Below are 12,429 nucleotides of genomic sequence, written 5' to 3' on the forward strand. Positions count from 1 at the left end.
GAGGAAAAGATTGCAATGAGTATGGTTGAAACTGCCCCGAGTAAAATTCAGGTTCGTAATTTGAACTTCTACTACGGCAAATTCCATGCCCTGAAAAACATCAACCTGGATATCGCTAAAAACCAGGTTACGGCGTTTATCGGGCCGTCCGGCTGCGGTAAATCGACGCTGCTGCGTACCTTCAACAAAATGTTTGAACTGTACCCGGAGCAGCGCGCGGAAGGTGAAATTCTGCTCGATGGCGACAACATCCTGACCAACACTCAGGATATCGCTCTGCTGCGTGCGAAAGTGGGCATGGTGTTCCAGAAACCGACGCCGTTCCCGATGTCCATTTACGACAACATCGCCTTTGGCGTGCGTCTGTTTGAGAAGCTCTCCCGTGCTGACATGGACGAGCGCGTGCAGTGGGCATTGACCAAAGCCGCATTGTGGAACGAAACCAAAGATAAATTGCACCAGAGCGGTTACTCTCTCTCTGGCGGTCAGCAACAGCGTCTGTGTATTGCGCGTGGTATCGCCATTCGCCCGGAAGTGCTGCTGCTCGACGAACCGTGTTCGGCGCTCGACCCCATCTCTACTGGGCGTATTGAAGAACTGATCACCGAACTGAAGCAGGATTACACCGTGGTGATCGTAACCCACAACATGCAGCAGGCCGCGCGTTGTTCCGACCACACGGCGTTTATGTATCTGGGCGAATTGATTGAGTTCAGCAACACGGACGATCTGTTCACCAAGCCAGCGAAGAAACAAACAGAAGACTACATCACCGGTCGTTACGGTTGATTCAGGAGTGCGTTATGGACAGTCTCAATCTTAATAAACATATTTCCGGCCAGTTCAACGCCGAACTGGAAAGCATCCGCACGCAGGTGATGACCATGGGCGGCATGGTGGAGCAGCAGCTTTCTGATGCAATCACCGCGATGCACAACCAGGACAGCGATCTGGCGAAGCGGGTCATCGAAGGCGATAAAAACGTCAACATGATGGAAGTGGCAATCGATGAAGCCTGCGTGCGCATAATTGCCAAACGTCAGCCGACGGCGAGCGACCTGCGTCTGGTTATGGTTATCAGTAAAACCATTTCCGAACTGGAGCGTATTGGCGACGTGGCGGATAAAATCTGTCGCACTGCACTGGAGAAATTCTCCCAGCAGCATCAGCCGTTGCTGGTAAGCCTGGAATCACTGGGGCGTCACACTATCCAGATGTTGCATGACGTGCTGGACGCGTTTGCGCGCATGGATATTGACGAAGCGGTGCGTATTTATCGTGAAGATAAAAAAGTCGATCAGGAGTACGAAGGGATTGTTCGTCAGTTGATGACCTACATGATGGAAGATTCGCGCACCATTCCGAGCGTACTTACTGCGCTGTTTTGCGCACGTTCAATCGAACGTATTGGCGACCGCTGCCAGAATATCTGCGAGTACATCTTCTACTACGTGAAGGGGCAGGATTTCCGCCACGTCGGTGGTGATGAGCTGGATAAATTGCTGGCAGAGAAAGATTCGAAAGCGTAACGCAAACTGTAGGCCGGATAAGGCGTTTACGCCGCATCCGGCAATCTGCGAGTACGAAATCAGCCCGGAGAAATGCTCACCGGGTTTCTTTATTTATCGCGTAATATCCCATCCCCTGGCCTTCCAGAGTGCAGGTAACTGCGCCAACTCGGTAAAGGTGGTGACTTTCGGATGAACGATCGGCTTATTGTGCGGGTCAGCGCAGAAGTAAAACACCTCCATACCGGCATCGATTCCTGACTGCGCACCGGCGCTGGAGTCATCGACCAGAATGCAGTTTTCAACGTTCACATTCATCGCTTTTGCCGCATGGAACATTAACGCCGGGTCGGGCTTCCAGCGTTGGATGTCATAGCCACTGAACAACTTTTCCGGGAAATAGTGCAGCATATTGAGCTTACCAAGCGAATGCTGCATCTTGCTGACCGGACCGTTAGAGACGACGCACATCGGCACTTTCACACTAGCCAGCAATTCGTTCGCTCCTGCAATCACCTCAAGCTCGCTATCAAACAGGCGCGCCACTTCCGCACGGTAAACGTGTTCGGCATCGGCACGGACTATTTCTACGCCCTGTTCTTTGCTAATGATGTCGATGATTTCGTAGAGTTTTACGCCTTTAAAGCGGGTAAAAATTTCTTCAAGGTCAACGTTAATGCCAAATTCCCTGAACATCGTGACATAGGCTCGAGAGCAAATAACCTCACTGTCGACCAGCGTACCGTCGCAGTCGAAAAATACCGCTTCTATCTGGGACATGTCTTTCCTTTATCGTTAGTTTAACGTTTTCGTCAGGCATATTCGCATGACGCAATCGTTGCCGTATAAGCAAATACAATGAAAAAAAGTTATCTTCAGCCGTCCATATTGTCTCATTTTGGTATACGATAGCGACGTATTTTCCCTCCTTGTTCGGAAATAGATAATGAGTCAACAACACACAACCCAGGCTTCTGGCCAGGGGATGCTGGAACGCGTGTTTAAACTGCGCGAACATGGCACGACGGCACGGACCGAAGTGATCGCCGGTTTTACCACCTTCCTGACGATGGTTTACATCGTTTTTGTTAACCCGCAAATTCTCGGCGTTGCTGGCATGGACACCAGCGCCGTCTTCGTCACCACCTGTCTGATTGCTGCGTTCGGCAGTATTCTGATGGGGCTGTTTGCTAATCTTCCAGTTGCGCTAGCACCAGCTATGGGCCTGAACGCATTCTTCGCCTTTGTCGTTGTGCAGGCGATGGGCTTACCGTGGCAGGTCGGGATGGGTGCAATCTTCTGGGGCGCAATTGGTCTGCTGTTACTGACAATCTTCCGTGTTCGCTACTGGATGATTGCCAACATTCCGGTGAGTCTGCGTGTGGGGATCACCAGCGGTATCGGCCTGTTCATCGGCATGATGGGGCTGAAAAACGCAGGTGTGATTGTCGCTAATCCGGAAACGCTGGTGAGTATCGGTAATCTGACTTCTCACAGTGTGCTGCTGGGTATCCTCGGCTTCTTCATCATCGCCATTCTGGCTTCACGTAACATTCACGCAGCGGTGCTGGTTTCTATCGTGGTGACAACGCTGCTGGGCTGGATGTTGGGTGATGTGCACTACAACGGCATTGTCTCCGCGCCGCCGAGCGTGATGACCGTGGTGGGGCATGTGGATTTAGCTGGTTCATTCAACCTCGGACTGGCTGGCGTGATTTTCTCTTTCATGCTGGTTAACCTGTTTGACTCCTCCGGTACGCTGATTGGCGTGACTGATAAAGCAGGTCTGGCGGATGAGAAAGGTAAATTCCCGCGCATGAAGCAGGCGCTGTATGTCGACAGTATCTCTTCCGTGACCGGTTCGTTTATCGGCACTTCTTCTGTTACGGCGTATATTGAATCTTCTTCCGGCGTTTCCGTTGGTGGGCGTACTGGTCTGACGGCAGTGGTTGTTGGTTTGCTGTTCCTGCTGGTTATCTTCCTGTCGCCGCTGGCGGGGATGGTGCCTGGCTACGCCGCGGCTGGCGCGCTGATTTACGTTGGCGTACTGATGACATCAAGTCTTGCGCGTGTGAAATGGCAGGATCTCACCGAATCCGTTCCGGCGTTTATTACTGCCGTGATGATGCCGTTTAGCTTCTCGATTACCGAAGGTATTGCGCTGGGCTTTATCTCCTACTGCGTGATGAAAATCGGTACAGGCCGTCTGCGCGACCTTAGCCCGTGCGTGATTATCGTGGCGCTGCTGTTTGTGCTGAAAATTGTCTTTATCGACGCCCACTAAAATCGATAGCGCGTTAAAAACCCGCCATGCATGATTGCTGGCGGGTTTTTTATTTAGATCTTAACGCGTTGAATAAACTCGCCAAATGCGGTCAACTGCCCGGTCAGGTGGTCTAGCGTTCCCTGATCAATCACTTCTCCTGTCTGCGGATCGACTTTGTTCTGAATCACACCGCCCATAAACTCTGGTTTGTTCATCACCATTGCATCCAGGAAGACCAGAATCTGGCGCAGATGATACTGACAGCGTGCGCCGCCAATTACGCCCATTGAGCTGGTCTGAATCAACACCGGTTTACCGGCCAATGGCTGATCGGGCAGGCGGGAAAGCCAGTCGATGGCATTTTTCAGTCCACCCGGCACCGAGTAGTTATATTCCGGCGTCACGATCACCACACCATCTGCCTGACGAATCTGTTCCGCCAGAGTTTCAACCGTTGCTGGAAAACCGTCTTCCTGCTGTACGTCTGCGTCATATAAGGGAATGTCAGCAATAGATGGCAACGCGTTAACTTCCATACCCGCTGGGGCAATTTTCGGCAGCGTACGTGCAACCATGCCATTAAATGAACCTTTGCGCAGGCTTCCCAATAACGTAACCACCTTCAATTTTTCAGACATGATGACTCCTGTGGTTGTCTATCAATTTGGCAAAAATGACTTCACGGTAGAGAGCTGGGCAAAACGCATCATCCGGCTGGTAGGATTATTGGCGCGGCTGTGAATATCCGGCAGGCTTTTCCAGCCTTGCTTGCCATCAAACTCCCAGACATTGAGCTTTTCAATCGCTGGGCTGACCGCCACGGACCATACCAGCACTTCCTCTGCGTCGCATATCGCTTCTACATGATTTACATGGGCACATTTCAGGCGTCCCGCAATGGGCATCAACTGCAGATTTCGCGGGTCGTCATTCAAAACATCACCGGTAAGTTTTAGCACGCTTCGGCGCAGCGTGATGAGCTGCGCTCGCGCTTCGTTAGGATCGTTTTGCTTACTGATCCATAGTGATTCATTGCTGGAAAAAGCATGGTTATCGGGCGCGTGAGGGCTATGAAACCCGCGAGTCGCGCGCTGTAGTTCCATATCGAGGCCACATTCACCTTCAGTTGTTAACGCCACTCCGACCATGTTTCCGGCATAGGCTATTGAAAATGATGGTAAATTTTTATCGTGGAAAACCGGTTTTCCTTTAGCCTGGGTGACGATTTCCGGCAATTCACTAATGCCGTACAGCAAGAACATCAGTTCTGCGAGTAAACCTCTGGACGCCAGGAAACGACTTTGACGATGAGGGGGAAGATTTAGGGCTTCTTGATGACACTGGGAGGGTAGACGAACAGATATCAGGTGTCCTTCCGTTAAAATCCCTCGGGCAAAGTGAGTCGCCATTTTTCGCTCCATGCTTAATGGTCCATTATGAATACAGAGTAATCATTTACTGAAATTATGGACAGACTAAAGCGGCGAAAAGTTCGATTCAGACAAATTTATTACATGTTTTTTACATTTTATCGCGAAATATGGTCGCGTTTTATACGATTTAATTATGTCATCGAGGCGTAAAGATTTTTAATGGTTTCCCGTAACCAGACGATCTTCGGGTTATGGCTGTTCCGTTTGTGCCACAGCAGAGTAAACGGCACTTCCAGCTTTTTTTGCTGGATTTCGTCAAACGGGAGAGGGAGTGCAACCAGTGGAAGCTGGTGGAGTTGGTTGTAGTACTGACAGTAGCGCGGTGCGGTCGCCAGTAGCAGATTGTCGGGCTGCGCCGCCATAAACAGTGACTGCTCGAATTCCGGCAGACTCATGGCAATCGTGCGTTCGCGTCCTGATTCCTGCAACACATTGTCCAGCGCCCAGGTATCGCTCTGTTCCCAGCAAATGCTGATATGTGGATAACGTAAAAAAGTATCCAGATCCCATTCTTCACGCAGCGCCGGATGATCTTTGCGTAACCAGACGCACGGTAAGTCTGTAAATAATACGTCATAATCAATAGACAACGGCAGAAGGCTAAGCTGTTCTCGCGAGCGGGGGTGGCTTTCTCGTCCGGTAAAGCCGATATCCACTTCGCCACGAATAATTGCATCCAACGAGTCATAATCCCAGTTGCGTAGTTTAATCGTCGCCTGTGGGTAACGTTGGTAAATATGTTTCGACAGCGCATTAAACATAATCATCATCAGCGGCGATTCTGCTGCCAGCTCAAACTTCAGACCACGTGGCGTTTGGTGGTGCGGTTTATCCAGCAGCAAATTGCTCATTTGCATCCACTCCGCCAGATTTTGCTCCATGCTGACCATCAGCGGCGTTGGCGTCAGGCCCAGCGGTGAGTTCACAAAGAGCAGGTCATCAAACCATATCCGAAGCTTTGCCAGAGATTTGCTCACCGCCGAAGGCGTCACATTCATCCGCTTCGCCGCTTTGGTCACGCTGCGCTCCTGCATCAGCAGTTGCAGGCAGAGCAGCAAATTCAGATCAAGTGTGGTGATGGATTTCTTCATGAGCGGTAACGGGGCGTCCAGGCGCGACGAGCATAATCAGCAACAGGCTCACTATGCTACAGGCAATCAGAATCCCGATCAGCATATTCCATGCGCCTACGCCGACTACCGCCGCTAGCCAAATCCACAGTGATGAACCGCAAACCTGTGCAATGCCTAATGTCGAACTGGCTACGCCCGCGCGTAATGAAAACGGCCCTAATGCCTGACTCATTGCTACGCCGAATCCCACCGAAAAACCAGCGCAAATCAACGTGATGCCAAACAGCGAAACTGCATGGGAAGGCGAAACCGCAAGGATGATTCCCGCCGCCAGAAATAACACCTGCGAGGTGATCATCAACGTACGTGGCTTAAAAATTCCCAGCGCAAATGGCGTAGAAAATGAAACGGTCATGCTGACGCCAGCGGTCAACGCCATAATGGTGGCGTATTCTCCGCGCGCAAAGCCCATGATTTCCATCAGCAATACTGGCGACGTATTCACGAAGGTAAGGATGACTGAGACGCTGAGGGTGGTGATAAGCACTCGGCTGAGGAAAAAGCGGTTAAGCAACGACTCGGTATTTTCTCGTGTTTTGCCCGAAGCGGCAGGTGCCGCAGGGCGGGTTTCTTTTAAAATAAACAATGACAACATGAGTACCGCGACACTCATCAGCGCCATTACCCAGAACAGGCTCTGCCACGGGAACTTAAGCATAATCAGGTGGCCAAGCACTGGCGCTAACACCGGAATGATGCAGGTAATGCCGTTGAGTAATGACAGCACTTTTGCCCGACGTCGATCGTCCAGCGTGTCGCGTAAAATCGCGAATGCCACTACGTAACAACAGCCCGCGCCGAGTCCCTGCAGAAAGCGTCCTGCAAGAAATAACGCACTGGTTTCAGCCAGTGAACAGAGCACAGAGGCGATAATAAATAGCGCCGCTCCGGGGATGGCGACAGGTTTTCTCCCTGAACGGTCGGCCACTTTACCGGCAAATAACATTGCTGCTGCCATCCCCGCAAGGTAAACGGAGAACGCAATATGCAACTGCGCTTCGCTGGCATTGAGATCGGCGGCGATGCGCGGTAAGCCGACCAGGTACATATCAATACCTGCGGGATAGAGTAAAACCAGGGCAAAACTACAAATTAAAAAGCGGGACATGGGATAAAGCGTCCTGACGGGAAGGTGACGCAAAGCATACGTGGTGAAGGAGAATCAGGCGAGTTGCCATTTGGACAAAAGAGATTTCCTTTCAGGCAAGAACCTAGTGGATGGCTGGCTTCAGGTTGTTGATAAAGTGCACTTTATTCATGCCGGATGCGGCGTGGACGCCCTATCCGGCCTACGAAAATACGCAAATTCAAAACATTACAGAGATAAGGTAGGCCTGATAAGCGTAGCGCATCAGGCAATTTTACGTTTGTCATCAGTCTTAAGCCAGCGAATGACCGCTGGCTTCTTTAAGGGCTTAGCCAAATTTAGGTAACACGTTAAAGACGTTGCCGAACCAGCACAAAATCACGGTGATACCAAAGATAATGACAATCGCCGGAATAAGATTGCCGCCCCAGACCGTGAATATCTGATTGGGAAACTTCTTGCGAGCTTGGATTGCCAGTACCGCAGGGATAATGACCGCCCAGATGGTGGCGCACAGTCCGGCACCGCCAATCCCGTAAATAAAGCCATTCGGGAAGACGAGATACAACAAAGCGGGTGGCAGGAAGGTTAACAGCACGGTTTTGAAACGTCCGCCGTGGGAGTTATCAATCTTAAACAGATCCGCCAGGTAATCGAACAGCCCAAGCGTGACGCCAAAGAACGAACTGGCGACAGCTAAGTTGGAGAACACCAGCAGGCAAAATTCGATAATGCCATGCTGTTTGGTGCCGAGGAACGTTTTTACCAGTGAATCAACGTTGCCGCCCGAGGAGATGATCGCTTTAAAACTTTCTCGCGAGATATTCCCCATCGTGCAATAAAGCCAGAAGAGATAAATCACCAGTGCCAGCAGCGAGCCGAAAACCACGCTTTTGATTAGTTTATCTTTCTTTTTGCCATAGCAAATAATCAGACTGGGAATATTGCCGTGGAAACCAAATGACGCCAGACACACCGGCAAAGCCATAAAGATATACGGGAAGTAAGACGTTCCCGCAGTGGTGCTGGTGGAATCGCGCAGAATGGAATAATCGACCTGGAAGAAGAAAGAACCAAACACGATCACAAAGGAGATAATCTTCAGCCCGAGGAACAGCGAGGTAATACGACTGGCGGCTAAAGAGCTTATCCACAATACGCTGGCAACGAAAATGGCCGTACAGATCCCGACAATGCGTGGATTAGCGTGATAACCCAAATTCATCGATATCGTTTCGCTAATGATTGCGCCGTTAGCAGAGATATAAGCATAAGTGAGAATATAGAGAACGAAGGCAACGGTAATACCGCTAATAATGTTCCAGGTGTTGCCAATTAAATCTTTGGTGATGGTGTTAAAACTGGAGCCGACGGGATAATTTAAGTTCGCTTCTAATAATAATAGGCCTGAATGTAACATTGAAAACCAGGCGATAATAAGAATAAAAGCGCCCCAAAAAAACCAGGCACCGGCAAGGTCAACAGGTAAAGCAAACATCCCACCGCCAATTACTGTACCGGCTATAACCATAACACCCCAAAATGCAGAGTGCTTTTTTTCTGATTGATCAGTCATGATGCCACCTTTAGAGGAAGGCTATTTTTGTTATTGAGGGTGTAGGGGAAATAGAGTGGCTAACATCCTTATAGCCACTCTGTAGTGTTAATTAAACTTCTTTCAGTTTTGCGGTGAAGTGACGCAATACTTTTGGTTCGTAGGTAAAGGTTAATCCTTTAATATTTGTCGCGTTCTCTTTCACATGTTTGAAGGCTTCAATAATGAAGTCCATATGTGTTTGGGTATATGTTGCGCGTGGAATGGTTAAACGCAGCAGTTCTGCCGGGCATGGCAGTTGTTTACCGGTTTTCGGATCGCGACCTAACAGGAAGGAACCAATTTCTACCGCACGGATACCGGCAACTTTATACAATTCGCACGCCAGTGCCTGTGCCGGGAATTGATCTGCCGGGATATGTGGCAACAGTTTACCGGCATCAACGAACGCCGCATGACCGCCCGCCTGCTGGCATACTACGCCAATCTCTTCCAGACCATCGACCAGATATTGCACCTGCGCAATACGATAAGCCAGCCAGTCATGGTTCATGCCGTCATACAGCCCCACCGCCAGACGCTCCATCGCACCGCCTTCCAGACCGCCATAAGTCGGGAAGCCTTCCTGCACTACGCACAGCGTTCTGCATTCGGTGTAGACATCGAAGAAGCTGTCGTCTTTCACGCACAGCAGGCCGCCCATCGGCACCATCGCATCTTTCTTGGCGGACATCGCCAGCATATCGGCATATTTATAGGTTTCGCGAGTGATCTGCTCGATAGTCCAGTCTTTATATTCCGCTTCACGCTGTTTGATGAAATAGGCGTTTTCGGCAAAGCGCGCGGAGTCCATCACTACCGGAATATCGTATTTCTTCGCAATGCTGTACATCGCTTTCATATTTGCCAGTGAAACCGGCTGGCCGCCTGCGGAGTTGCTGGTAATGGTCGCAACGATATACGGCACGTTATTCGGGCCAACTTCTTCAATACCGCGTTCTAATCCTTCGAGGTCAAAGTTGCCTTTAAAGTCGTAACGTACGCCAGTATCGAAGGCTTCTTTGATATAGACGTTACGCACGGTACAGCCGTTAATCTGGCTATGGCCCTGAGTGGTATCGAAGAAATAGTTAGAGAACGCCACCATTTTGCTGCGATCCAGGCCTTTTTCCTGCTCGCGTTTTTTAATCAGTACCGGAATATAGATTTGCTCTGCGCCACGGCCCTGGTGGGTCGGAATAGTGTATTGATAACCAAAGATATTTTTTACTGACTCGGCTAACGCATAGTAGCTGCGGCTGCCACTGTAGGCTTCGTCGCCGCGCATCATCGCAGCCTGCATACTCTGCGTTACCGCCCCGGTGCCGCTGTCGGTCAGTAAATCGATAAACACATCTTCGCTATCCAGCAGGAACGGGTTCATACCAGATTTAATAATCGCTTCTTCACGGTAAGCGCGAGTCGTACGTTTTACTGGCTCAATAACACGAATGCGGAACGGTTCAGGGAGATGTTTAAAGTTTTCCATTGCATAATCCTTCATTTATTTTAATTACAGTGATCCCTGTGAATATTGCGTCTGCAATAACCATTAATTCACCATAATTATGTATACGAGTACATTTATTTAGACGAGCAAATAGATAAAACAATAATGGCTTGTCTAAAAGGTAAAATTAAGGCATGGCAAACTAATAGATCACATTGAATCTAATTGGTTTGGCTCTGGTGATGGCTACAGAAGGGCAAATTAAGGGCGGTGATCGACAATCTTGTTGTCAATATTGAACCACTTTGAGGTCACACATATATGTAAGATATTCATAATGCACTTATCCTCGAAAGACATGTTGCTACACTATTACATTAAGATTTTTATATCTATTCCTAAGTTTATTAAATGTGAATCGAATCACAATCGTTCGAGCTGCATTATTAAATGTTTTTTTTCAGAAAAATACGCGGCATTAAAATTTTAATGTTTATAAGATGAATTGATTAATAAAAAGAATGCAAACAGGAAAACAAAGCCGCATCCTGACTACCAGATGCGGCTTCGTAAGTGCGGTTACTTACCGATACAGAAGCTGGAGAAAATCCGCCCCAGTAGGTCGTCAGAGGTAAACTCCCCGGTAATCTCGCTCAAGTTCTGCTGCGCCAGGCGCAGCTCTTCCGCCAGCAATTCGCCCGCCCATGCGCCCAACAATTGCGCTTTACCTTGCTGCAAATGCTCCGCTGCCTGTTCCAGTGCCTGTAGGTGGCGACGACGCGCCAGGAAGCCGCCTTCCATGTTGGTGTCAAAGCCCATGCTCTGTTTGAGATGGTTACGCAGCACGTCCACACCTTCACCAGTTCTTGCCGAGAGACGAATTAACGCGTGACCGTTCACTTCGCTCATTCCCAGCGTTTCGCCGGTGATATCGGCTTTATTGCGCACGACGGTGATCGGTAGTTTGGCGGGCAGACGGGCGATAAATTCCGGCCAGATCACTGCCGGATCAACAGCATCCGTGGTGGTGCCATCAACCATAAACAGCACACGGTCGGCTTGTTCAATTTCCTGCCATGCGCGCTCGATACCAATACGTTCCACTTCGTCACTGGCTTCACGTAGCCCGGCGGTGTCGATGATATGCAGCGGCATTCCGTCAATGTGGATATGCTCACGCAGCACGTCACGCGTGGTTCCGGCGATATCAGTTACGATCGCCGCTTCACGCCCAGCCAGCGCGTTCAGCAGGCTCGATTTACCGGCGTTAGGACGTCCGGCAATCACCACTTTCATCCCTTCGCGCAACAGGCTGCCCTGACGAGCTTCGGCGCGTACCGCGTCAAGATCGGCAATCACGTCATTGAGCTGGGCTTCAATTTTGCCGTCGGAGAGGAAATCGATCTCTTCATCGGGGAAATCAATCGCCGCTTCGACGTAAATACGCAGGTGGGTAAGGGCTTCTACCAGATGATTAACCCGTGCGGAGAACGCGCCTTGCAGCGAATTAAGCGCCGAACGGGCTGCCTGTTCCGAGCTGGCATCGATCAGATCGGCAATCGCTTCTGCCTGGGCTAAATCAAGTTTATCGTTAAGAAACGCGCGTTCTGAAAACTCGCCAGGGCGGGCAATTCGCAGGCCGGGAATGGTCAGAATACGTTTTAACAGCAGGTCGAGGATCACCGGACCGCCATGACCCTGCAGTTCCAGCACATCTTCGCCGGTGAACGAGTTCGGGCCAGGGAACCATAGCGCAATCCCCTGATCGAGCACGCTGCCGTCGGCGTCTTTAAACGGAAGATAATCGGCGTAGCGCGGCTTAGGCAGTTTACCCAGCACGGTTTCGGCAACTTCACGGGCTTTGAGGCCGGAGATGCGCAGGATGCCAACGCCGCCACGTCCCGGAGGCGTGGCCTGGGCTACGATAGTGTCATTATCGCTCATGATGTTCCTGTTGC

Annotated in this window: 12 protein-coding genes; 3 read left to right on the top strand and 9 right to left on the bottom strand. The window is 50.3% G+C overall.

Annotated features, from left to right (window positions below; translation table 11 throughout):
* The first annotated feature begins 15 nt into the window (after nt 1–15).
* Together pstB and phoU are read left to right on the top strand one after the other, a co-directional pair.
* Nucleotides 16–789 (top strand): phosphate ABC transporter ATP-binding protein PstB, encoded by a 774-nt coding sequence (gene pstB / locus FEK42_RS10930; protein WP_000063126.1) that lies wholly within the window; start codon nt 16–18, stop codon nt 787–789.
* A gap of 14 nt (nt 790–803) precedes the next feature.
* Nucleotides 804–1,529 carry a phosphate signaling complex protein PhoU gene (gene phoU, locus FEK42_RS10935; protein WP_130206818.1) on the top strand — a complete coding sequence of 242 codons (726 nt, stop codon included), beginning with the start codon at nt 804–806 and terminating at the stop codon, nt 1,527–1,529.
* Between the two features lie 93 nt (nt 1,530–1,622).
* On the opposite strand, the gene yieH is transcribed toward phoU, so the two are convergent.
* Complete coding sequence (gene yieH, locus FEK42_RS10940) at nt 1,623–2,288, bottom strand: 6-phosphogluconate phosphatase (RefSeq protein WP_135490540.1); 666 nt, start codon at nt 2,286–2,288, stop codon at nt 1,623–1,625.
* Between the two features lie 166 nt (nt 2,289–2,454).
* Here yieH and adeP point away from each other — a divergent pair, with 166 nt between their 5' ends.
* The gene (gene adeP, locus FEK42_RS10945; RefSeq protein WP_064525932.1) at nt 2,455–3,792 is read left to right on the top strand and encodes an adenine permease AdeP; all 1,338 of its coding nucleotides are present in this window, start codon (nt 2,455–2,457) and stop codon (nt 3,790–3,792) included.
* Between the two features lie 53 nt (nt 3,793–3,845).
* Here adeP and yieF read toward each other — a convergent pair whose 3' ends face one another.
* From yieF to mnmE, 8 genes are all read right to left on the bottom strand, one after another.
* Nucleotides 3,846–4,412, bottom strand: coding sequence for a class I chromate reductase YieF (gene yieF, locus FEK42_RS10950; RefSeq protein ID WP_135493169.1), 567 nt, complete (start codon nt 4,410–4,412; stop codon nt 3,846–3,848).
* 21 nt (nt 4,413–4,433) lie between these two features.
* Nucleotides 4,434–5,183 (bottom strand): 4'-phosphopantetheinyl transferase superfamily protein, encoded by a 750-nt coding sequence (locus FEK42_RS10955; protein ID WP_130206812.1) that lies wholly within the window; start codon nt 5,181–5,183, stop codon nt 4,434–4,436.
* 155 nt (nt 5,184–5,338) lie between these two features.
* Complete coding sequence (gene yidZ / locus FEK42_RS10960) at nt 5,339–6,298, bottom strand: HTH-type transcriptional regulator YidZ (RefSeq protein ID WP_130258393.1); 960 nt, start codon at nt 6,296–6,298, stop codon at nt 5,339–5,341.
* Nucleotides 6,273–7,448: a multidrug efflux MFS transporter MdtL gene (mdtL, locus tag FEK42_RS10965; RefSeq protein ID WP_135493168.1), complete on the bottom strand. Its 1,176-nt coding sequence runs from the start codon at nt 7,446–7,448 to the stop codon at nt 6,273–6,275. Before mdtL ends, yidZ begins: the two co-directional genes overlap by 26 nt.
* Before the next feature lie 307 nt (nt 7,449–7,755).
* Complete coding sequence (gene tnaB / locus FEK42_RS10970; protein WP_138211827.1) at nt 7,756–9,003, bottom strand: low affinity tryptophan permease TnaB; 1,248 nt, start codon at nt 9,001–9,003, stop codon at nt 7,756–7,758.
* A gap of 91 nt (nt 9,004–9,094) precedes the next feature.
* Complete coding sequence (tnaA, locus tag FEK42_RS10975) at nt 9,095–10,510, bottom strand: tryptophanase (RefSeq protein WP_130206804.1); 1,416 nt, start codon at nt 10,508–10,510, stop codon at nt 9,095–9,097.
* Between the two features lie 222 nt (nt 10,511–10,732).
* On the bottom strand, nt 10,733–10,807 hold the full coding sequence (tnaC, locus tag FEK42_RS10980) for a tryptophanase leader peptide (protein WP_001364348.1): 75 nt from the start codon (nt 10,805–10,807) through the stop codon (nt 10,733–10,735).
* Nucleotides 10,808–11,050: 243 nt separating this feature from the next.
* Entirely contained in the window at nt 11,051–12,415 is a 1,365-nt protein-coding gene (gene mnmE / locus FEK42_RS10985) for a tRNA uridine-5-carboxymethylaminomethyl(34) synthesis GTPase MnmE (RefSeq protein WP_130206802.1), read from the bottom strand.
* Between the last annotated feature and the right edge of the window lie 14 nt (nt 12,416–12,429).

The organism is Escherichia sp. E2748, assembly GCF_005781125.1.
Classification (GTDB): domain Bacteria; phylum Pseudomonadota; class Gammaproteobacteria; order Enterobacterales; family Enterobacteriaceae; genus Escherichia.